The sequence below is a fragment of the Nakamurella sp. UYEF19 genome, assembly GCF_040546275.1.
Lineage (GTDB): Bacteria > Actinomycetota > Actinomycetes > Mycobacteriales > Nakamurellaceae > Nakamurella.
On sequence record NZ_JBEPNO010000036.1, the window covers coordinates 1 to 20,759 of the forward strand.

Below are 20,759 nucleotides of genomic sequence, written 5' to 3' on the forward strand. Positions count from 1 at the left end.
GCTCGGCCTGCACATCGGTGGCTGTCCCCATACCAAAACCCTAGACCGGACCACCGACAGTCACTCCAAGTCAGCAACCCGATACGAACGGGTGTCGTGCCGCACCACGACCAGCGCACCACGCCCAGCGCACCCGCATCACGCCCAGCGCACCACGCCCAGCGCACCCGCGCACCCCGACCCGCGCCCAGCCCCCAGCGCCCAGCGCCGAGCGCACCAGCGCACCACGCCCCCTGCGCCAAACGCAGGGGGAATCGGCTTGACACGGCGTCTTCGCTGACCTCATGAGCACTTACTCGTGGCGCGGGCCCTTCCACAACAGCGAAGTCAATGCGCTGCACGCCCAAGCCTTCGGCGGCCGGCTGTATTCGGACCAGGAATGGGACTGGGAGGGAATGACGGCCCGGCACAGCCTGGGCTGGGTGGTAGCGCGCCAGGACGGCACCCTGATCGGATTCGTCAACGTGCCCTGGGACGGCTTCATCCATGCCTGGCTCCAGGACGTGATGGTCGCAGCCGACGCCAGCAGACGCGGGATCGGCCGACAACTTGTGGCTACCGCGAAAAATGCTGCTGCCGCAGCCGGATGCGAGTACCTGCATGTCGACTTCGAACCCGATCTGCAGGAGTTCTACCTCGGCTCCTGCGGATTCGAACCGACAACGGCCGGCCTGATCCGCCTGTAGCCCCGATCCCAACGCCTGACGGTCGGCAGACAACCGTCAGGCGCCAGAACCGGCGCGGAAATAGCTCAATTGCCTTTCACGTTCACCAGCTGATGCAGTTCGTGCACCACCGTGACGAGATCAGCAGCGTCGGCCATCACCTGCTCGATCGGCTTGTAGGCGCCGGGGATCTCGTCGATGAAGGCGTCGCTGTCGCGGTACTCGATCCCCGCCATCGCCGTCCGAAGATCATCGCCGGTGAACGTCTTCCTCGCTTTGGTCCGAGAATAGGCCCGGCCGGCACCGTGCGGAGAAGAGCACAGTGCCAACGGGTTTCCCAATCCCTCGACGACGAACGAAGCCGTCCCCATCGAGCCGGGGATCAACCCGGGCACTCCGAGCCCGGCATGGATCGCACCCTTCCGCGACACCCACACCCGCTTGCCGAAATGCTCCTCGACCGCGCTGTAGTTGTGGTGGCAGTTGATGTTCGAGTCCACCTGCACCTCGTGGCCGATCCAGTGCTCGAGCGCGGACACCATCCGGTCCATCATCTCGTCCCGGTTGAGCGCCGCGAAACGCTGCGCCCAGTTCAGCTCCGTGATGTAGGCATCGAACTCCGCAGTGCCCTCCACCAGGTATGCGAGATCCGGGTCCGGCAGGGTGATCCACCACTTCGCCGCCAGCTTCTTGGCGACATCGATGTGGTGCTGGGCGATACGGTTCCCCACACCCCGGCTCCCAGAGTGCAGGAACAGCCAGATCCGATCCGTCTCGTCGGCCGTCACCTCCAGGAAGTGGTTACCGCTGCCGAGCGAACCCAGCTGCCGATGCCAGCTGCCCGAGCGGCTGTTGATCGTCGACAGATCATCTCCAGCAAGCGTTTCCAGCTCGGCGATACGCGGCTCGGCCGTGGGAAGGATCCGGCTGTTGTGGTGACCGGCCGACAGCGGAACGGCTCGTTCGATGGACATCCGCAGAGCGGCGAGATCATGGCCGGCCAGGTCGGCCTTGGTGAACTGGGTCCGGAGAGCCCGCATGCCACAACCGATGTCGACGCCGACGGCGGCCGGGACGATGGCGCCGAGCGTCGGGATGACGGATCCGACCGTCGCCCCCTTGCCCAGGTGCGCATCGGGCATCAGCGCGAGGTGCGGGAAGATGAACGGCAGGGTGGCGGTGGTCGTCGCCTGATCGAGCGTCAGGTCGTCGATGATCGACGCCCAGCTCATCAGCCTCTTGGAAATCTGGATCATGGTGGAACCTCGGGTCGGGAGCGCGAAAAAACGATTGCCAGGCAACGGTTTCGAGCTATCAGAACATGGCCGGGACCGACCACGCTGGAGCACCGTACCTGCCGACACCAGCCGGCGGGTAGTGAATTTGTGCCCTGAAAGGACCGTCACGCCCCCAGGACCTCGAGCGGATTGATCTGACCCACCCCGCAGCATGGCGATCCCCAGCAACACGAAACAGCCACTCCAGCCGGCGATCGGCCAGAGAAAGATCGACGGCGAATGGCCTGGACCGGAACAGGGCCAGAAGCACGAAGGCTCCAGACACCAGCGGGGCGAGGCGCCCGGGACCGCGCCAGGAGCCAGCCGGACGACGGCGATGCCGAAGACCACGAAACCGATCCCAGCCACCACGGAGTTCAGTCCGATCACCGTCCCCAGGGCGATGGAGACCGACGAATCCTCCTGCGCGTTCGCTGCGAAGACGAAGGCGAACTCCGCCGGGACCAACAGTCCCATGCCGACCGCCGTGATCCACGACCCGACCCACGCCGCCGCAGATCGGCCGGCCAGGACCGGACCGGACCGGGCCGGGCCGGGCCGGGCCGAGCCGAGCCGGGCCGAGCCGAGCCGAGCCGAGCCGGGCCGGGCCGGGCCGGGCCGGGCCGGGCCGAGCCGAGCATCCCGAGGAACATCAACAGGTGGGCGATCGTCCACGGTATTTCGGTGGCGCAAAAGACGCCGGCCGGGAACGGATCGCTCATCGTCGCGGGAGACCCGGACGAGGACGAGATCATCGCGGTGGCAGTAGCTCCGAATCAAGGCGACGACCCGGATCAAGCACAGCGCTCACCAGATCGGTGTTCTCGTGCTGGACCTATCCGAGGGCGAGGACGGCCACCGGCGGGTTCTGGCTGTGCTCGCTCATCTCCGTGCCCCCCAGGTCTGAACAACCGATCAAACCTGCGACCGACCGCCGGGCAGCGGCAACCGGATCGAGAAGCAGGCCCCGCCTTCGGGTGCGGGCCCGGCGGTGATCACGCCGCCGAGCCTGGTCACCAGGCTGTGCGCCAGGGCGAGTCCGAGTCCGGCACCGCCCGGCCGCCGGCCGCGGTACCGCTCGTGCAGGACCCCCTGTTCGAAGGCGACCGGGTAGTCCTGCGGCTCGAGACCCGGCCCGCCGTCCCGCACCTGCAGGAGGACCTGCGGCGCACCCGGTCCCGGAACTCCCTGAACAACCGGACTTACCGGGACATCCACCGCCAGCACCAACGGCCGACCGGGCGCCAGCAGCCGAAGTGCGTTCTCCGCCAACCCGTCCAGCACCTGACGAAGGCGGCGCGCATCGGTGACGACCACCACCGAACCGCCGGGCGCCGACACGATCAGGGGCACCGCCCGCTGGTCGCACCGCACCTGCCAGACCGACGCCATCTCCCTCATCAGCGCCGTCAGATCGCACGGTCCGAGCTCCAGCCGGAACGAATCGGCCCCGAGCCGTGCCAGGTCCAGAAGATCCGACACCAACCGCTCCAGCCGCGCCGACTCGGCCCTGATGGTCCGCCCGACCTGCGGCACCTCCGATTCCGGCACGATCCCGTCGCTCAGCGCCTCGGCCTGCCCGCTGATCGCCGCCAGCGGCGTCCGCAGTTCGTGCGAGACGGAGGTCAGGAATTCTCGCTGACGAGATTCGCTGTGCTGCAGCGCATCTGCCAGCTCGTTGACGGCGACGGCGACGTCGGCGACCTCCTGCGGACCGGCCACCGGCGCCCTCGTCTGCCGGGAGCCGGCGCCCATCGCCCGGGCGGTGTCCGCAGTGCGCCGCAACGGGCGGGTGACGAGCCGGGCGATCACCAACCCGCCGAGGACAGCAGCCAGCAGGCCGATCCCCAACGCCAGCAACACCCGACGCTGCAACGTCTTCTGCGTCCCGGCGCCGAGATCGGCCGACGCAATCAGGGCGAAGGCCCGGCCGTTCACCGACCGCGCCTCCAGCAACTCGGTGCGGCCGTTGACGTTCAGCGTCCTCGATAGCACCGTGCCGTCCGCAAGGGTGGCCACCGCGGCGTTCGTCGCCTGCCGGACGGCCTGCGCGTCCGCCCCGTCCAGGCGGCCGTTCCGTCCCTCCGTGACCACCGAGATGCCCTGCTGCTTGAAGACCTGGGCAAGTTTGACGAGTCCGATCCGGTAGCCGGGATCCTCGCCGGCGAGTTGCTGCTGGAGCACGTTCGCCTGGTTCGAGAGGTACGTCCGCGTCACGTCGACGGCGGTGTTCCGGATCATCGCGGCGCCGACCACCCCGGCGATGATGGCCACCGCGACGGCCACGGAGACCACCAGCACGGTGATCCGCAAGGCTAAAGACGTCCGGCGGACCGGCAGCGCCGCAGGCGCAGAAGGCCCAGCGGACCCGACAGGCACCACGCCAGCCGGAGCGCCAGGCTCAACCGGACCTGGATCAGCCCGCCTCGACCGCATAGCCGACCCCCCGCACGGTCCGGATCGGGCTGGCATCACCGAGTTTCGAGCGTAGCGCGGCGATGTGCACGTCCACCGTCCGAAGACCCGACGCGGCTGCGTAGCCCCACACCGAGCTCAACAGGCTCTGTCGGTCGAACACCCGCTCCGGATGTTTCATCAGGTGGACCAGCAGATCGAATTCCGTTGCGGTCAGGGCGATCTCCTGCGAATCGACCCAGATCCGCCGCTGCGAGGTGTCGGCGCGCAGCCGCCCGGCAACGAGCACCGGAGAGGCGCCGACCGAGGCCGCCCCCGAGCGCCGCAGGACCGTCCGTACCCGAGCCACCAACTCGCGCGGGTTGAACGGTTTCACCAGGTAGTCGTCCCCACCGAGTTCCAGGCCGAGAATCCGGTCGACATCCTCGTCCCTGGCGGTGACGAACAGGACCGGCGTCCAGTCGCCGGCCGCTCGCAACTGCTGGCAGATCGTCAGGCCGTCGATGTCCGGAAGTCCGATGTCCATGACGATCGCCACCGGCCGATCGCGCCGGATGATCGCCTGCGCATCGCGGCCGAGACCGGTGGTCTGCACGGTGAAACCGGCGGCGACCAGATAGCGGCGGATGACGTCGGCGATGGTGCTCTCGTCCTCGACCACCAGCACCAGCCCGCGCGCCGACGCCGCGCCCGTGGTCTGGTCCATGTCCGGCAGTCTCCCTCGTTCCGTACTCGCAGCCCTCGTCATTCGACGTGGCCTGTCCGGGAACTTCTCGAGAAGTCCAAGGTCCCCGATCGATGATCCGGCACCGACGATCGGACCCGGTCAATCGGGTGTTCGGATCCGATGAAGATATTCTGGACCGCATGGCAAACTGCGAGTGCGGCGAGTGCGAGATCCGTTGACACGCACGGTCGAACTGCTGGAGATGCCGACCGGCCCAGCCCTGCTGGAGGTCCTGCCGCGGCTGGCCAGGGCGATCGAGGGCACCGGACCGGCACTCGCGCCGGTCGCCATCGGCGACCACCACCAGATCGAGCTGCTCACCGCGGCTTTCGGCATCGGCGCCCCGCTCTCGGCGGACGAGGACGACCCCGACGACCCGACGGTGATCGTCATCGCCACGTCCGGCTCCACCGGCACCCCCAAGGGCACCCTGCTGACCAGGTCGGCGCTGACCGCCTCGGCTGCCGCCACGGCGCAGCGGCTCGGCCCGCCGGGCACCTGGCTGCTGGCGCTGCCGACGCAGCACATCGCCGGCCTGCAGGTCCTGCTGCGCTCGTTGACCACCGGCACCACCCCGCACGTCCTGGACACCGGCCTGCCGTTCACCCCCGAACGGTTCGTCACGTCGACCAGGTCGCTGCCCGACGGCCCCCGGTACCTGTCCCTGGTCCCGACCCAACTGCAACGGGTCCTGACGGACGACGACGCCACCACGGAGCTGCGGACCTTCACCGCCGTCCTGGTGGGCGGCGCCGCCACGGCAGGGGCGGTGCTCCAGCGGGCAGGCGACGCCGGCATCAACGTCGTCACCACCTACGGCATGAGCGAGACCTGCGGCGGCTGCGTCTACGACGGCGTGCCGCTCGACGGGATCGAGGTCACGCTGGAACCGGACGGCCGGATCGTCCTGCAGGGACCGATGGTCGGGCGCGGCTACCGCAACCTCCCGGGCCACCCGGCCTTCCCCCTCACCACCGGACAGCGACACCACACCTTCCGCACCGACGACCTCGGCGAGTGGGCGGACGGGCGGCTGCGGATCCTCGGCCGGATCGACGACGTCATCGTCACCGGCGGGCTGAAGATCGCCCCGACCACGCTCGAGGAGGCCATCGCCCGGCTCCCGGGTGTCGCCGAGGTCCTCGTCGTCGGCGTCCCCGACGCGACCTGGGGGCAGTCCCCCGCGGCCCTCGTGGTGCCGATTCGAGCCACCGACCAGCCGGACACGCGAAACGCCACAGCACAGCCGGACGCTCCCAGCCTGGCCGACCTCCGCGCGGCCTGCGACCAGGCCGGGATTCCGCGGGCACTGCACCCCCGCTCGCTCACGCTGGTGCGCGAACTACCCCTGCGAGGACCGGGCAAACCGGACCGGACGGCAGCCGTGACCCTCGTCGCTTCCGCAGCGGTCAGCGCGACGATGGCGCCGACCCCGTCGCAGCCCGGCTAGGGTTTGTGCACGTGGCATCAGCAACCCAGTGGCTTTCGGCCTCCCGACCGCGCACCCTGCCGGCCGCGGTGGCCCCCGTCCTGGTCGGCGCCGGCGCCGGATTCGCCATCGATCACCTCTCGTGGTGGCGCACCCTCTTGGCCCTTCTCGTCTCCCTCGCGCTGCAGGTCGGCGTCAACTTCGCGAACGACTACTCCGACGGCATCCGCGGCACCGACGAGCTGCGGGTCGGGCCGATGCGGCTGGTCGGGTCCGGCGCCGCCCGACCCCGCGACGTCAAGCTGGCCGCGTTCGCCTGTTTCGTCGTCGCCGGGCTCGCCGGCCTGGCCCTTGCCGCCTCGACCACCTGGTGGCTGCTTCCGTTCGGGGTCGCCGCGGTTGCCGCCGCCTGGTTCTACACCGGCGGACCGAAGCCGTACGGCTACGCCGGGTACGGCGAGATCTTCGTCTTCCTGTTCTTCGGCCTGCTCGCCGTGCTCGGCACCACCTACGTCAACAGCGGTCGGATCACGCCGACCTCGGTCGCCGCTGCCATCGGGATCGGCCTCCTGGCCTGCGCCCTGTTGATGGTCAACAACCTGCGTGACGTGGCCACCGACGCCGTCTCCGGGAAGCGCACCCTGGCCGTACTCCTGGGCGATCGGCTGGCCCGATCGGTGCTCGCCCTCACAGTCGGCGGCGCGTACCTGGCCGTCGCGGTGATCGGCGTCCGTCATCCGTGGTGCCTGCTGGCCCTGCTCAGCCTGCCGCTCGCCGTCCCGCCGATTCGACAGGTTCTCGGCGGCGACCGGGGACCGTCCCTGATCAAGGCGCTCGGCGCCATCGGGCGGCTGGAGTTCGTCTACGCGGTACTCATCACCATCGGGCTGGCCCTCGGCCGCTAGGCACCGCCGGCCGGGCCAAATCCGTGCAAACTTCCGGGCGAACGTGGACCATGTCCGGTATGTACATCGCCGGTACGGAGAGTTGCCAGATCTCCGTGGACGAACCGTCGGTGCTGGCGATCGCCCTCTACCTCCGGGAAGCAGCCGGCGTGGCCGAACTGGCCACGCCGGACATCCCGATCCTGGATCCGTCGTCCTCGATCTGGCCGGCCTGGGCCCGCCGTCCATCGATCGGGTTACCCACCGGCGTCCGGGACGCGGTGTACGGCGACCTGCCGCCGGGCCTCGTCGATCGCGAGCAGGTGGCGCTGGAGTGGACCCGCTGGTGGCGCCATCTGCTGTTGGTCGGGTCGGCCGGGGAGGACGACCTGCGGCCACCCCGCTTCGCCGCGTTCCAGGCCAGTCCGTCCCTCCGCCTGGTACTCCAGCAGCAGCACGAGCGGGCCAGCCTCTGGGCGGATGCCATCTCCAGCGACCCCCGGACCAAGCGAGCCCACGCCGCTCCGAGGGACGGTCTGGAGGACATCGCCAGGGAGGCCGAGAGTCTCTGGCGCTCGAGACCGTTCCGGCTCCGACTGACGGTGATCCCGGTCCTCACCGAACATGCGTGGCAACTCGCCCCCGATCACATCCTGATGACGAGACACCTGATCGCCGACCGCGACAACGCCCTCGACTGGCTGCGGTCACGCATTCTCGCCGTCCGCTGAGCGGGGCGGACCCCCGTTGAAGGAGGCCCTGGTGGCAGACGGGATCCCGTGGACCTCCTTCGCCGTCGACGACGTCCAGAGCGAATTCGAACGGCTGTCCGCGGCCGGCGTGGTGTTCACGCAGGGTCCGATCGCGGCCGGCCCGGTGGTCACCGCCGTCCTGGACGACACCTGCGGCAACCTGATCCAGCTGCTGACGATGAGCGCAGAGCACCGGCCCGACCGGTGAGTGGGTCTGCCTGTGAGAGGGTCGGGCGATGACCGACAACGCCCGCCGGCGACGCCCTTTCGCCCAGATCGACGTGTTCTCGCAGGTACCCTTCCGCGGCAACGCCCTCGCCGTGGTGCTGGACGGTACCGACCTCACCGACGATCAGATGGCCCGTTTCGCGAACTGGACCAACCTGTCGGAGACCACCTTCATCCTGCCGCCCCACGATCCGTCGGCCGACTACCTGCTGCGCATCTTCACGGCGAGCAACGAGCTTCCGTTCGCCGGCCATCCGACCCTTGGCAGCGCGCACGCCTGGCTGGCGGCCGGCGGAGAACCCAAGGGCGACAACATCATCTTCGAGTGTGGGCTCGGTCTGGTGACGGTGGCACGACGGGCAGACAAACTCGCCTTCGCCGCGCCGACCCCGCTGCGCCGTGGGCCGGTCGAGCCCGCGCTCGTCACCAGGGTCGCCGCGGCACTCGGGCTGACGGACGCCGACATCGTCGACCACCAGTGGGTGGACAACGGGCCCGGTTGGCTCGCGGTCCTCCTCGCCTCCGCCGAGCGGGTGCTGTCGCTGGAACCGGTTCCGGCGCTCATCGGCGACCTGAAGGTCGGTGTCGTCGGCCCGGCCACGGACGGTGGCCCGACCCAGTTCCAGGTCCGGGCGTTCTTCGGCCATGGCGGCGTCGTCGACGAGGATCCGGTCACCGGCAGCCTCAACGCGAGCGTCGGCCAGTGGCTGATCGAATCCGGTCGCGCTGCCTCGTCGTACGTCGCGGGCCAGGGCGCGCGCCTCGGGCGTGACGGCCGGGTCCACATCGAACGGGTCGACGGCCAGGTCTGGGTGGCCGGACACAGCGTGACCTGCATCAGCGGCACCGTCGAGCTCTGATCCACGGCCGACACCGACCCGCCGTCAGACCGGAATCCACTCCGTCGTGACCGTGACCGCGGCGAGGATCTCCGGGATCGGCTCGACCCCGAGCCCGGGACCGGTCGGCACGGCGACATGACCATCCTGGACGACGAACGGGCGGGTGATGTCCTGCGCGTAGAAGCGGTCAGAGCCGGAGATGTCTCCCGGCAGGGTGAAACCCGGCAGCGCGGCCAGCGCAGCGTTGGCACCGCGGCCCAGTCCGGTCTCCAACATGCCACCGCACCAGACGGCGATGCCGTGGGCCACGCAGAGGTCGTGGATCCGCCGCGCCTCCAGGTACCCGCCGACCCGACCCGGCTTGATGTTGATGACGCTGGTCGCCCCGAGCATGATCGCGTCGGCCGCCGCCTTGGCCGAGACGATCGACTCGTCAAGGCAGATCGGGGTGCTCAGCAGCTTCGCGAGTTCGGCGTGCTGCCGGATGTCGTCCTCCCCCAGCGGCTGTTCGATGAGCAGAAGGCCGAACTCGTCGAGCCGCCGCAGCAGTTGCGCGTCGACCAGGGTGTACGCGGCATTGGCGTCGACCTGCAGCAGCACGTCGTCACCGATGCGCTCCCGGACGGCTCGCACCGGCGCCAGGTCCCAGCCGGGCCGGATCTTCAGCTTGATCCGCACGTAACCCTGCGCCAGGTAGCCGTCGACGACGTCCAGCAGTTCCGGGATCGAATCCTGGATCCCGACGGACACACCCGAGGGCACCCGGTCGCGGACCGCTCCGAGATGCTCCGCGAACGAGACACCCCGTGCCCGCAGTTCGGCGTCCAGCACTGCCATCTCGACGGCGGCCTTGGCCATCCGATGCCCGACGACCGGCGTGAGCAGGTGGCCGACCTTCTCCGAGGAGAGGGTGTCGCCGGCGGCGAAGAGGATGGGCAGCAGGAACCGCCTGATCACCTCGGCGGCTCCGGTGAGGTATTCGGCGGAGTAGAGCGGCTCCTCCATCGCGACGCACTCACCCCAGCCGACCGTCTCGACGAGATCCCCATCAGGGCCACGGGTCTGCGCGTGCACGGTGACCAGCAGCGCGACCTTGTCGTACTCGGTGCCGAACGATGTGGTGAATGGGCTCTTCAGCGGCATGCGGATGATCCGCAGCTCCACCCCGGTGATCTTCATGCTTCTCCTTCGGTGCGGGCGTGCGCGGAGTCGTCGTGCGCGGAGTGGTTGCGGGCGAACACATACGAACCGGACCCGAGGAAGTCGACGACCTGCCAGGCCGGGTCGGCTATGAGCGGAGCCATGGTCTCACGGAGGGCCAGCCGCCAGGCCAGTGCCGCATCGGGGTCCTTCCTGCGCAGGCCTTCGATGTCAGTCGGTACCCCGATCAGCTGGGTCGCGGCGTCGGTATCCCGCTGCTGCGGCCGACCGTCCCGCCCTACCGAGAGCCGAACGCCCGCAGCGGCTTCCGTCAGGTCTGCCGTCGATCGCGCGGCCGCCCGGCCGACGGCCCTGTCCACCACGGTGTCCGAGGCGAGTTCCCAGACCGCCAGTGCCCGGTCGGTCGGCTGACCGGCGTTGAGCTGGTCGTCCATCAGCCCGTAGAACTCGACCAGGTACTCCTGCGGGACGGCGCCGAGGCGCGCGACGTTGAAGAACGAGTTGCGGGCGATGAGCGGGTCGTAGGTCCAGGTGACCAGGTCGATGCCGCGTTCCAGTGCCCACGACCGCTGATGCCACTTGAGCGCGGCGCCGATACCGCTCCCGGCCATTCCCGGCAGCACGCCGGTGATGTGCGAGTGCAGGCCGGGGCGCCCGGGACGCCCCCCGCCACCACTGTCCAGCGGAACGGCGAAGAAGGCGACCGACGCGGCCACCATCTCCTCGTCCCGGTAGGCGCCCGCGAGGTAGCTGCCGCTGTGCTCCAGGGCGCGGAGCAGCGGTGGCTGCATCTCCGAAGCCTGACCCGGCTGATAGCCCCAGACGCGGTCGAACAATGCGCAGGCGGTGATCAGGTCCGGCATCGACTCGAGCGGGCGGATCTCGGCCAACGATCGAGCGGCGGCGCGCTCGGCGGTCCCCCGCGCCTCGGCCAGCAGAGCGGCGGCGATCACGGTGCCATCGGCCACGGTCCATCGGTCACGGCGCGGCCAGCAGTCGCCGGACGAGAGCGGCCAGCAGGTCGGTCCGACCGGTCAGGTGAGTCACCAGGACGTGTTCGTCATCGGAGTGGGCACCGCCACCGACCGCCCCCAGCCCGTCGAGCGTCGGCACCCCGATGCCGGCGGTGAAGTTGCCGTCCGACGCGCCACCGACCGCCATCTGCGTCAGCACGGGGAGTCCGAGCGACTCGGCGGCCTCCTGCGCAAGCGCGAAAAGGGTCTGCGCTCCCTGGCTTTCCATCGGCGGACGGTTCGGACCACCGGTCATCAGCAGGGTGCTTCCCGGCAGTACCGGCACGAGTGCCGAGAGTTCGCCATGCACCCGGTCCTGCTCCACTGTGGTCCACATCCGGCAGTCGATCTCGACGGTGGCCGTCGCCGGCACGGTGTTGGCCGCACTCCCGGCCACACTCGTCGTCGGGGTGATGGTGGTGCCCGGAGCCCCGACTCCGACGAGGGCGGCGATGGCCAGCACCTGGTGCGCGAGCTCGATCCCGGCATTGACGCCCTTCTCCGGTTCCAGACCGGCATGAGCGGCCCGCCCGGTGATCTGCAGCAGATAGCGCGATACGCCCTTGCGGGCGGTCTTCAGCGCCCCGCCGGGGCCGGCCGCCTCGAGCACCAGGACCGCAGCACAGGCGGCTGCCTCGTCCTCGATCAGCGCACGCGAGGTCGGCGAACCGATCTCCTCGTCGCCGGTAACGAGAAGCGTGACACCATCGATGTTCTCGAGCTCGGCCAAAGCATGGAACGCCATCACCAGACCGGTCTTCATGTCGAAGCAGCCCGGCCCGGTGATCACCCCGTCGACCACCGCCCAGGGGTGGGTCAGCAGCGCTCCGATCGGCCACACCGTATCGTGGTGGGCCAGTAGCAACACCCGACGAGGCCCGGTCCCCAGATGCCAGCGGAGGTGCGTGCAACCATCGACGACCAGCCGTTCCGGCGCGAGACCCAGCCTGCTCGTTCCGATCTCGGCGACGAGGTCGGCGCTCCTGGCCACCACACCCTGGTCGGACGACGGCGATTCACGGCGGACCAGCCGTTCCAGATCCGCCAGCAGGGCCGGCAGATCGACGGTCACCGCTCGGCCCAGGCACCAGTGGAGAGGAAGGTCCGGACCTCCGCCAGCGGATCCGTCAGGTCCCAGCCCTGGGCACGCACCCATTCGTCGTTGTAGTAGGTGTTCGCGTACCGCTCGCCGCCGTCGCAGATCAGCGACACGATGGACCCACGACGACCGGCCCTGATCATCTGGTCCAGCAGTCCGAAGGCGGCCCAGAGATTGGTGCCGGTACTGGGTCCGACCTTGCGGCCCAGCACCTCCTGCACCCCGCGCATCGCGGCAACGGAAAAGGCATCCGGCACGGTCACCATCCGGTCGATGACCTGCCCGACGAACGACGGCTCCACCCGCGGCCGGCCGATGCCCTCGATGCGCGATCCGGGTGCCCGATGCAGCGGGTCGGAATCGCACCAGGCCTGGAAGAACGCCGAGTTCTCCGGATCGGGTACGCAGATCCTGGTCTTGTGTCCGCGATAGCGGACGAATCGCCCGATGGTCGCGCTCGTGCCGCCGGTCCCGGCCGCGATGACGATCCATTCCGGGATCGGGTGCTCCTCGAGGCTCATCTGGGCGAAGATCGACTCGGCGATGTTGTTGTTGCCGCGCCAGTCGGTGGCCCGCTCGGCGTGGGTGAACTGGTCCATGTAGTGCCCGCCGGTCTTGGCGGCCAGTTGCCGGGACTCGTCGTAGATGGCGCTGGGGTCGGCGACGAGATGACATCGACCCCCCTGACGCTCGATGAGGTCGATCTTCTCGACCGACGTCCGCGCCGGCATCACTGCGACGAACGGCAGCCCGATGAGACGTGCGAAATACGCCTCGGAGACAGCAGTCGACCCGGAGGAACTCTCGATGACGGTCGTCCCCTCGCCCAGCCAGCCGTTGCACAGCGCGTAGAGGAACAACGACCGGGCCAGCCGGTGCTTCAGCGAACCGGTGACATGGGTGGACTCGTCCTTGAGGTAGAGCTCGACCCCCAGCCCGGGCGGAAGTGGGAAGCGGATCAGGTGGGTGTCGGCGCTGCGCATGGCGTCGGCCTCGATCCGACGCACCGCGGTGGCTACCCAGGCCCGTCCGAGCGGATCGGAACGATCCGAGGTGACCGACCGCGTCGCCACCTCGGTCACCGCTGGTCCCGGCCGTCCAGCGCGGACCGCAGCCGCTCGCGTTCGGCACGGCGGTGCACGGTCGAGGCGGCCATCGCCTCGTTGACCCTCCGACGGACGCCGCCGAACAGCAGCCAGGACAGCGGCAGCGCCAGGATGACGGCGAAGAGCAACGCCAGGATCAACGGCATCACCAGGTACAGCACCGCGGCAAGCACGACCAGCATGCCGATCCGGATCGCCGTGTAGATCAGCAGCCACTTGGCCAGCTGAGGGGCACCGGTGTGACCGGCCGGATCCAGTTCTGCGGCGGGCTCGCTTCCGCCTGGTTGGTTGCTCGTCTGTCCGTGATCCGTTGGGCTTTCCACAGATCGAGGATATGCGCCTTACCTCCGGCCCGGCTTCAGGCGGAAGGGGCGGATCCGGCCCGATCGACGGTCGAGGCGGGCCGGCCCTCGAAACGAGTGGCGAGGACCACGGTGGTCCTGGTTCTGGCCACGCCGTCGATACCCCGCAGACGCCCGAGGCTGGTGTGCAGTTCGTCGACGCTGGCCACCCGGAGCGTCACCAGGAAGGCGTCGTCGCCGGCGACCGAGTAGCAACTCTCGACCTCCGGCATGGCCTGCAGTGCGGAGGCGATGACCTCGTCCTGACCGTTCTCGCCGGGCGCGATACCCACGATGGCGGTGACCCCGACCCCGATCGCCCTGGGTGACACCACGGCACGGTAGGCGGTGATCACACCGGCGGACTCGAGCTTGCCGACCCGTTCATGCACCGCTGATGACGACAGCCCTACCAGCCGCGCCAGCTCGGCGTAGCTGGCCCGGCCGTCCGCGCGGAGCGCGTCGATCAATTGCATGTCCACCAGATCCACGGGTACAACCGTAGCGGGTGAGGCTCGTGAGCCACCCGAAGGATCAGAATCACCTATCTTGTGAGCAGTGCTCCGCATGTCGTCACACATTTGTGATCTGTCCCGGGAATACGGCCCGTCCATGCGGTGGCATCGACTCGGACAGCGGCAAATTTGGAGACCAAGAGCGTGAAGACGGCCGCTGAGCGTCGCTACCAGTGGATATTCCTTCTGCTGTCACTCATTCAGGCCACACCCTCGGGAAAGGCCTGTTTCCGACATTTCGGACATATCAACCTATTCAGTTCCTCTGGAAACTCGAACTAAGGGCATGAATGGGGCACAATGAGGCTTACGCCAGTCGGGGCGTTCAAAGGCCAGTCGGGGCCTGGAAGACAGGAAGGCACAGCAATGGAGAAGTCAGAGAGATTGTTGACACCGGGCGAGGTCGCGCTGATGTTCCGGGTGGATCCCAAGACGGTGACCAGGTGGGCATCCGCCGGCCGCATCGGATCCATCCGAACGCCGGGCGGACACCGCCGCTTCCGTGAGTCGGAGGTCAGCGTTCTGCTGGCCGACCTCACGGTGGAAGCAGCACGCCACTCCGCGTAGGCATCCTGGTGGTGCGATCGCAGTGATCGTGGATCCGGCGCCCTCGCCCCTTCGCCTCCTCGGCGCCGGGACGGGGGCGTTTTTGTGTGTCTTGCGGACGTCTGCACAGTAGAGCGGCGGTGTTGCGTAGGTGTGCGTAGTGTGGAGGCGGACAGCATCACTACGAAGCTGTCTACAGGAGGTGCCGGATGTACATGCTGATCGCGATCGCCGTGACCGTTCTGGTCATCGCGTTGGCCTGGCGTGGAATCGGTGCAGGGGCATCGGGCGACGAGTCGTCGCAGACGCCCACGGTCCGTCCCGCTCGACCGAGATCCCGCACCGTGGCGCCCGACGACGATCCGGAATTCCTCCGCGAGATCGACCGCAAGCTCCGCGGTGGCGAGGACAAGAGCTAGCACATCGGTCCCTGGCCCGAGGATTCGTCGGCGACGCTTGTCGACAACACCACAGCGACAACACCACAGCGACAACACCACAGCGACAACGCCCCGAGGCCACGGCCTCGGGGCGTTCTCGTCTCTGCGACACGCGTGATCTCGCCGGCCCCGAAGAGCTCCCGCCCCGAATCTGTCCGGCCCCCAATCTGTCCGGCCCCAGCCCGACCCCGAATCTCTCCAGCGCTGTGGCGACTCGACCTACCTAGTTGAGACCTGCGTAAGAGTGCAGGCCGGACACGACGATGTTGATCACGAACAGGTTGAACAACACCGATACGAAACCGAGCACCGAGATCCAGGCGGATCTCGTTCCACGCCACCCGGCTGTGGCCCTGGCGTGCAGGTATGCGGCGTAGAAGACCCAGCTGACGAAGGCGCAAGTCTCCTTCGGGTCCCAGCCCCAGTACCGTCCCCAGGCCACCTCGGCCCACAGCGCCCCCGCGATGACGGCGAAGGTGTAGACGGGAAACGCCACGATGGCGGTCCGGTAGGCCACTCGGTCCAGCGCCGCCAGCGATGGCAGCGACGCCAACCGGGAACGATCCGCGACCGTGGCCTGCGGAACGAACCCACCGGCCTCGGCCGGCCCGGCCTCGCGCACCCACTCCTTCTCGGCCAGCAGCTTGCGCTCGTAGCGGGCCCGGAGCAGGTACATGACGGACGCCGCACCGGACACCATCAGCACGCCGGAGGACAGCGAGACGGCCAGCACGTGGATCACGAGCCAGTAGGAGTGCAGCGCGGGGACCAGGGTCTCCACCTGGGTGTACAGCTTGGTTCCACCCACGAACATCAGGATGACGACGGGGATCATCACGAAGAAGCCGACCGAGGACGTCTTGGTCTTGAGCAACACGAAGAGGAAGCCGGCGACGGCCGCCGCGCAGATCAGCGAGGTGAACTCATACATGTTGCCCCACGGCGCGCGGCCTGCGGCGATGCCTCGTGTGACGATGGAGAAGAGGTGTGCGGCGAACCCGATGACGGTGACCAGCAGCGCGGCGCGGCCGAACAGCGCGCCCATCGGGCGGCGCGGCCGTCTCTCCGGCTTCACGATCTGGCCGATCGCACCGTTCTGACCGACGCCACCGCTCTGACCGCGGTCGAGCAGCGCGGTGCGGCCCTTGCTGGCCGCGCGCATCGACATGCTCACCGCCTCGGCGGCGGTCGGAGCCGCCCCCCGGGCGGACGCGAACTGGATACCGAAGCACACCAGGGCTGCGATGTACCCGGCCAGCGCAGCCTGGAAGCCGAGGTAGGAGACATCGCCGAGCTGATCGTTGACTGCCATGAGTGGTGCCTTTCGTGGAACCGGAACTGCGTGCTGTACGAACTGCGTGCTGCAGGAACTTCGTCACCTGCGAACCTGACTGCCCAGGTCACCCCGGCGGCCCGAGAACTGGAACGCAGCGGATCAGGGAGCTTCCGCCAACCTGATCAGCTTGCTGAACTCGTCCCCGTACCCGGCCTGGTCGGTCCTGGCCAGACCGCCGATGTCGACCCTCACCGTGCCCTTATCGACAACGGTACGGACTGGGTCCGACAGTGCTTCCTCCGTCGACGTCGGCGCAGGTGAGCCCTGCTCGCCGGCCCCTGCCCCACCAGCACCCGCAGCGATGCGGAACCACACCCGGCGGCGCTTGATGGTGAGGGAGATCATCAGCCCGATCAGCAGGGTGATCGCGAAGACCAGCGCCCAGCCCTGGGCGGGGTCGTACGAGGTCTGCAGCGAGACCCACTCCTTGTAGCCGGTGAAGGTGACCTTCGTGCCGTCGTCCAGCGACATCGACTCCCCCGGTGCCAGGTTCGCGCGGTTGAGCTTGACCAGCTTGCCGTTGGCGACCTGGTTGGTGTCGATGGAGAAGATCGACTGGGCCTTCCCGGTGTCCATGCCCAGGTCCCCGCGATAGATCTGGATCGCGACCCCCGGTGACTCCGGGGCCGGGAACGTCGACGTCATGATGCCGCCGTTGATGCTCGCGCTCGGTGCGAAGATGCCGACGACGGCCAGCTGGTGCTTCAGCACCGCCGCCCCGGTGTAGCCGGGCGGGTCGAGGAACTTGACCGCCCCCTGCGAGGTGAAGGCCGAATCCTGCGGCTGGAACGGCTCGCCGCCGGTCTGCACCTGCCCATCCGGATAGGTGATCTTGAACTCCGGGGTGTAGCCGTGGCCCAGCAGGTAGAGGCGCTGGCCCTGGATCCGCAGCGGGTCGTTGACCTCCAGCGCCATCGGCGTCCGGTTCTGCGTGTTGAGGTCCGCTCCCGACTGGTAGCGGATGGAGGCCACGAACGAGCTGGCCTGCCCGCTTTCGGTATAGGTGGCGGCGAACTTGTCGATGTTGACGCAGAACGGCGTCAAGTCGGTGCCGTCGACCAGCAGACCCGGCCGGAAGTTGTCGTAGTTGGACGGGGTCGAGGAGCAGAAGCTGGACTGGGCGCCGTCATCCGCGGTGATGATCACCGAGCCCTCGAACCCGAGCAGCTTGCCGACCGCGATGGCCACCAGCAGGCCGAGCAGCGAGAAGTGGAAGAGCAGGTTACCGACTTCGCGGACGAACCCCTTCTCGGCCGAGATGGTGACCCCGCTGTTTTCGGTACGCACCACCTTGCGCCAACCACGCAGTCCGCCGGTGACGCGCTCCGCAACCTCGGCCACCGAACCGGTGGTGCTGACCGACCCGGAGTGAGGCATGCGTGCCAGATTGCGAGGCGTGGCGACCGGTTTCATCCGGATCTGTCCCACGAAGTCCCAGGTTCGCGGCAGCAGGCAGCCGATCAGCGAGGTGAACAGCAGCAGGTAGATGGCCGCGTACCACGGCGAGGCGAAGACCTCGAAGAACCCGAACCGGTTGAGCAACGTGCCCCAGGCCCCGTGGTCGATGATGTACTGCGCGGTCTTCGAGGTGTTGAGCGACCACTGCGGAAGCAGCGCGCCCGGTAGGGAGGCGAGAGCCAGCAGGAAGAGCAGGACCAGCGCCGTCCGCATGCTGGTCAGTTGCCGCCAGATGTTCCGCAGGAAGGCCAGCGCCCCGCGGATCGGGCCCTGCCGGTACGGCTCGCGCGGCGCGTCGCCGTGCCCCGGGGCGGCCGGTTCGGGAGCGTCCGGGGTGAGGCCGCCCGTCAGGTGGGTGGTGTCGCGGGTGACCATCTAGAGCACCGTCCCGAAGTTGGCGAAGCGGATCTGGATCCAGGCGACGAACTGGCCCCAGAGGCCGGTCACCATGGCCAGGCCGACCAGGATCAACATGACGGCGCCGATCACCTGGATGGTCCGGGAGTGCCGACGCAGGAACCCCATGCCGCTGCTGGCCCAGCCGAACCCGAAGGCCAGCAACAGGAACGGCACGCCGAGGCCGGCGCAGTAGAACAGCACCAGGAAGATGCCGCGCCAGGCCGAGCCGTTCCAGCTCGTCGCGTACGACAGCGAGAAGACACCGGTCAGCGTCGGGCCGATGCACACCGTCCAGCCGAGGCCGAAGAACCCGCCGAGCAGCAGCGCGCCGAAGACGCGCCCCTTCGGACGGGCATGGATCCGCTTCTCCGCCTGCAGCGGGCGGATCATCCCGAGCATGGCCAGCCCCATCAGGATCGTGACGACCCCGCCCACCCTGATCAGCCAGTTCGAGTTGATCGACAGCGTCCGGGCGATCCCGAGCACCAGGCTCTGCTCGGCCAGGAACACCAGGGTGAAGCCCGCCACGAACAGCGCGGCGCCGCCGATCACCCGGCTGCGGAGCCTGACCCGGATGCGGGTGTTGCCGCCGTCATCGACGCCCTCGGCCCCGACCAGCCCGACCAGGTACGACAGGTATCCGGGGACCAGCGGGATGACGCAGGGCGAGGCGAACGAGACGACGCCGGCCGCCAGCGCGAGTGCGGCCGCCACCACGAACGGCCCGTCGACGATGGTCTGCGTCGGTCCGGCGGCAGCGAGAGCAACGATGGTCGCGGTCGATGTCATCACGACTCGGCCGTCAGCGGGGTGACGACGGTGTTGAGGTCGCCCTCGTTGATCTCGTGCAGCCAGATGTGCGCGACCCGGCCCTTCTTGTCGAGCACGAGGGTGACAGGCAGCGCACCGGTCGGCAGGCCGCGGACCGACAGCATCGTCTGCATGCCCGGATCGAAGATCGACGGGTAGGTGATCTGTTTCCCGGCGACGAAGGCCTGCGCCCCGGATGCGGAGTCCTTCACGTCGACACCGAGGAACTGCACGCCCTTGGACTGGAACTTCTGCCATGACGATTCGAGCCCGGCGGCCTCGTCACGGCACGGCGAGCACCAGGAGCCCCAGAAGTTGAGGACGACGACCTTGCCCTTGTAGTCGGCCACGCTGATGGTCTTCGTGCCGGCCAGATCGGGCCCGGACATCGCCCCGATCTCCTGGCGCTCGTTCGCGGGGTAGCTGAATTCGGTCTTCCCGCCGGGCGAGGTGAAGGTGAAGGAGCCGCCGTAGACCGTCGCATCCTTACCCGTCGAGCAGCCGGCCAGGGCGAGCACCGCGACCACCATCAGCAGCAGCACCCGCCGCAACCCCGGCAACCCCGGCAACCGCCGCTTGCGTCCTGCACAGTGCTCGCTATAGCGAGCACTGTGCAGGACGTCCGGGGTGGTGAGCGGCATCAGTCGTCCACCGCGGCGATGTGCGCGACCGGCTCGGAGTACTTCAGACCGGTGTAGACGCCGTCGGTGAAGGACAGCGAGGTCAGGGACGCGACGCTGCACTCGCGACTGGTCGGGTTGTGCCAGAGCCGGAGGCCCATCAGGTAGCGGCGCACGGTGACGATCGGCAGTTGGTGCGACACGATCACCGCCTCGTGCCCGTCGGCCGCCTCGACCGCGGCGTAGATACCGGCCAGCATCCGGTGCGCGATGTCCAGGTACGGCTCGCCCCAGGACGGGAGGAACGGGTTCCGCAGCTTGGCCCAGTGCCGCGGCTGACGCAGCACGCCGTCGCCGACGGCGACCTTCATGCCCTCGAACTCGTTGCCGGCCTCGATGACCCGGTCGTCGGTGACGATCTGCAGACCCGCAGCGGTGGCCAGCGGGGTGGCGGTCTCCTGGGCGCGGATCAGCGAAGACGCTGCCACGTAGGTGATGTCGGCCTTCTGCAGGTGATCGGCGATGCCCTGCGCCATGGCCCGCCCGGACGCCGCGAGGCGATAGCCCGGCAGCCTGCCGTAGAGGATCCCGGACGGGTTGTGCACCTTGCCGTGCCGGAGCAGATGCACGACGGTGGTGCTCATCGGCACCCGCCCGGCGTCACGGGGCAGGGACGTTCGAGGGTTCGGAGATCAC

General features: G+C 68.7%; 21 protein-coding genes and 1 pseudogene. 8 read left to right on the plus strand and 14 right to left on the minus strand.

All coding sequences use genetic code 11. The features are described from left to right. The first annotated feature begins 284 nt into the window (after positions 1-284). Entirely contained in the window at positions 285-686 is a 402-nt protein-coding gene (locus ABIB25_RS27165; protein WP_354531649.1) for a GNAT family N-acetyltransferase, read from the plus strand. Between the two features lie 65 nt (positions 687-751). Here the strand turns inward: ABIB25_RS27165 and ABIB25_RS27170 are convergent, their stop codons facing one another. From ABIB25_RS27170 to ABIB25_RS27180, 3 genes are all read right to left on the minus strand, one after another. Continuing rightward, positions 752-1,921, minus strand: coding sequence for an RtcB family protein (locus ABIB25_RS27170; protein ID WP_354531650.1), 1,170 nt, complete (start codon positions 1,919-1,921; stop codon positions 752-754). Positions 1,922-2,857: 936 nt separating this feature from the next. After that, positions 2,858-4,255, minus strand: coding sequence for a HAMP domain-containing sensor histidine kinase (locus ABIB25_RS27175; protein WP_354531651.1), 1,398 nt, complete (start codon positions 4,253-4,255; stop codon positions 2,858-2,860). Positions 4,256-4,358: 103 nt separating this feature from the next. Then, entirely contained in the window at positions 4,359-5,063 is a 705-nt protein-coding gene (locus tag ABIB25_RS27180; RefSeq protein WP_354531652.1) for a response regulator, read from the minus strand. 223 nt (positions 5,064-5,286) lie between these two features. Between ABIB25_RS27180 and menE the strand changes: the two genes are divergently transcribed. The 5 genes and pseudogenes from menE to ABIB25_RS27205 all read left to right on the plus strand — a co-directional run bounded on the left by menE (position 5,287) and on the right by ABIB25_RS27205 (position 9,237). Continuing rightward, on the plus strand, positions 5,287-6,534 hold the full coding sequence (gene menE, locus ABIB25_RS27185; protein ID WP_354531686.1) for an o-succinylbenzoate--CoA ligase: 1,248 nt from the start codon (positions 5,287-5,289) through the stop codon (positions 6,532-6,534). 11 nt (positions 6,535-6,545) lie between these two features. After that, positions 6,546-7,418 (plus strand): 1,4-dihydroxy-2-naphthoate polyprenyltransferase, encoded by an 873-nt coding sequence (locus ABIB25_RS27190; protein WP_354531653.1) that lies wholly within the window; start codon positions 6,546-6,548, stop codon positions 7,416-7,418. A 59-nt stretch (positions 7,419-7,477) separates the two neighbouring features. Next, on the plus strand, positions 7,478-8,128 hold the full coding sequence (locus ABIB25_RS27195) for a hypothetical protein (protein ID WP_354531654.1): 651 nt from the start codon (positions 7,478-7,480) through the stop codon (positions 8,126-8,128). 13 nt (positions 8,129-8,141) lie between these two features. Beyond that, positions 8,142-8,357: pseudogene (locus ABIB25_RS27200) on the plus strand (VOC family protein); the annotation flags it as partial. A 28-nt stretch (positions 8,358-8,385) separates the two neighbouring features. Beyond that, complete coding sequence (locus tag ABIB25_RS27205) at positions 8,386-9,237, plus strand: PhzF family phenazine biosynthesis protein (protein WP_354531655.1); 852 nt, start codon at positions 8,386-8,388, stop codon at positions 9,235-9,237. 24 nt (positions 9,238-9,261) lie between these two features. On the opposite strand, the gene menC is transcribed toward ABIB25_RS27205, so the two are convergent. The 6 genes from menC to ABIB25_RS27235 are packed head-to-tail and all read right to left on the minus strand — an operon-like array spanning position 9,262 to position 14,430. Further along, entirely contained in the window at positions 9,262-10,398 is a 1,137-nt protein-coding gene (gene menC, locus ABIB25_RS27210; protein WP_354531656.1) for an o-succinylbenzoate synthase, read from the minus strand. Then, complete coding sequence (locus ABIB25_RS27215) at positions 10,395-11,348, minus strand: GNAT family N-acetyltransferase (protein WP_354531657.1); 954 nt, start codon at positions 11,346-11,348, stop codon at positions 10,395-10,397. The genes menC and ABIB25_RS27215 overlap by 4 nt, the downstream gene beginning before the upstream one ends. A gap of 10 nt (positions 11,349-11,358) precedes the next feature. Further along, the gene (locus tag ABIB25_RS27220) at positions 11,359-12,453 is read right to left on the minus strand and encodes a M20 family metallopeptidase (RefSeq protein ID WP_502919912.1); all 1,095 of its coding nucleotides are present in this window, start codon (positions 12,451-12,453) and stop codon (positions 11,359-11,361) included. A gap of 8 nt (positions 12,454-12,461) precedes the next feature. Then, positions 12,462-13,565: an L-cysteine desulfhydrase Cds1 gene (gene cds1, locus ABIB25_RS27225; RefSeq protein ID WP_502919913.1), complete on the minus strand. Its 1,104-nt coding sequence runs from the start codon at positions 13,563-13,565 to the stop codon at positions 12,462-12,464. A 5-nt stretch (positions 13,566-13,570) separates the two neighbouring features. Next, entirely contained in the window at positions 13,571-13,921 is a 351-nt protein-coding gene (locus tag ABIB25_RS27230) for a DUF4229 domain-containing protein (RefSeq protein ID WP_354531660.1), read from the minus strand. A 35-nt stretch (positions 13,922-13,956) separates the two neighbouring features. Further along, on the minus strand, positions 13,957-14,430 hold the full coding sequence (locus ABIB25_RS27235; protein ID WP_354531661.1) for an Lrp/AsnC family transcriptional regulator: 474 nt from the start codon (positions 14,428-14,430) through the stop codon (positions 13,957-13,959). 390 nt (positions 14,431-14,820) lie between these two features. Here ABIB25_RS27235 and ABIB25_RS27240 point away from each other — a divergent pair, with 390 nt between their 5' ends. Next, complete coding sequence (locus ABIB25_RS27240) at positions 14,821-15,021, plus strand: BldC family transcriptional regulator (RefSeq protein ID WP_354531662.1); 201 nt, start codon at positions 14,821-14,823, stop codon at positions 15,019-15,021. Positions 15,022-15,209: 188 nt separating this feature from the next. Continuing rightward, positions 15,210-15,419 (plus strand): hypothetical protein, encoded by a 210-nt coding sequence (locus tag ABIB25_RS27245; RefSeq protein WP_354531663.1) that lies wholly within the window; start codon positions 15,210-15,212, stop codon positions 15,417-15,419. A gap of 244 nt (positions 15,420-15,663) precedes the next feature. Here ABIB25_RS27245 and ccsB read toward each other — a convergent pair whose 3' ends face one another. The 5 genes from ccsB to ABIB25_RS27270 all read right to left on the minus strand — a co-directional run bounded on the left by ccsB (position 15,664) and on the right by ABIB25_RS27270 (position 20,707). Next, positions 15,664-16,752, minus strand: coding sequence for a c-type cytochrome biogenesis protein CcsB (gene ccsB / locus ABIB25_RS27250; RefSeq protein WP_354531664.1), 1,089 nt, complete (start codon positions 16,750-16,752; stop codon positions 15,664-15,666). A gap of 123 nt (positions 16,753-16,875) precedes the next feature. Next, a complete protein-coding gene (gene resB, locus ABIB25_RS27255) occupies positions 16,876-18,609 on the minus strand; it encodes a cytochrome c biogenesis protein ResB (RefSeq protein WP_354531665.1) in 1,734 nt (577 codons plus the stop codon). After that, positions 18,610-19,422 carry a cytochrome c biogenesis CcdA family protein gene (locus tag ABIB25_RS27260; RefSeq protein WP_354531666.1) on the minus strand — a complete coding sequence of 271 codons (813 nt, stop codon included), beginning with the start codon at positions 19,420-19,422 and terminating at the stop codon, positions 18,610-18,612. Then, complete coding sequence (locus tag ABIB25_RS27265) at positions 19,422-20,084, minus strand: TlpA family protein disulfide reductase (protein ID WP_354531667.1); 663 nt, start codon at positions 20,082-20,084, stop codon at positions 19,422-19,424. The genes ABIB25_RS27260 and ABIB25_RS27265 overlap by 1 nt, the downstream gene beginning before the upstream one ends. Then, positions 20,084-20,707 (minus strand): histidine phosphatase family protein, encoded by a 624-nt coding sequence (locus tag ABIB25_RS27270; protein WP_354531668.1) that lies wholly within the window; start codon positions 20,705-20,707, stop codon positions 20,084-20,086. The genes ABIB25_RS27265 and ABIB25_RS27270 overlap by 1 nt, the downstream gene beginning before the upstream one ends. Positions 20,708-20,759: the final 52 nt, after the last annotated feature.

What these genes read in the sequence shown, in the direction of transcription:
- ABIB25_RS27180 (WP_354531652.1), bottom strand. Translation starts at nt 5,063, where the DNA reads ATGGACCAGACCACGGGCGCGGCGTCGGCGCGCGGGCTGGTGCTGGTG.
- ABIB25_RS27240 (WP_354531662.1), top strand. Translation starts at nt 14,821, where the DNA reads ATGGAGAAGTCAGAGAGATTGTTGACACCGGGCGAGGTCGCGCTGATG.
- ABIB25_RS27170 (WP_354531650.1), bottom strand. Translation starts at nt 1,921, where the DNA reads ATGATCCAGATTTCCAAGAGGCTGATGAGCTGGGCGTCGATCATCGAC.
- ABIB25_RS27260 (WP_354531666.1), bottom strand. Translation starts at nt 19,422, where the DNA reads ATGACATCGACCGCGACCATCGTTGCTCTCGCTGCCGCCGGACCGACG.
- resB (WP_354531665.1), bottom strand. Translation starts at nt 18,609, where the DNA reads ATGGTCACCCGCGACACCACCCACCTGACGGGCGGCCTCACCCCGGAC.
- ABIB25_RS27265 (WP_354531667.1), bottom strand. Translation starts at nt 20,084, where the DNA reads ATGCCGCTCACCACCCCGGACGTCCTGCACAGTGCTCGCTATAGCGAG.
- ABIB25_RS27195 (WP_354531654.1), top strand. Translation starts at nt 7,478, where the DNA reads ATGTACATCGCCGGTACGGAGAGTTGCCAGATCTCCGTGGACGAACCG.
- ABIB25_RS27270 (WP_354531668.1), bottom strand. Translation starts at nt 20,707, where the DNA reads ATGAGCACCACCGTCGTGCATCTGCTCCGGCACGGCAAGGTGCACAAC.
- ABIB25_RS27165 (WP_354531649.1), top strand. Translation starts at nt 285, where the DNA reads ATGAGCACTTACTCGTGGCGCGGGCCCTTCCACAACAGCGAAGTCAAT.
- ABIB25_RS27245 (WP_354531663.1), top strand. Translation starts at nt 15,210, where the DNA reads ATGTACATGCTGATCGCGATCGCCGTGACCGTTCTGGTCATCGCGTTG.
- ccsB (WP_354531664.1), bottom strand. Translation starts at nt 16,752, where the DNA reads ATGGCAGTCAACGATCAGCTCGGCGATGTCTCCTACCTCGGCTTCCAG.
- menE (WP_354531686.1), top strand. Translation starts at nt 5,287, where the DNA reads ATGCCGACCGGCCCAGCCCTGCTGGAGGTCCTGCCGCGGCTGGCCAGG.
- ABIB25_RS27205 (WP_354531655.1), top strand. Translation starts at nt 8,386, where the DNA reads ATGACCGACAACGCCCGCCGGCGACGCCCTTTCGCCCAGATCGACGTG.
- menC (WP_354531656.1), bottom strand. Translation starts at nt 10,398, where the DNA reads ATGAAGATCACCGGGGTGGAGCTGCGGATCATCCGCATGCCGCTGAAG.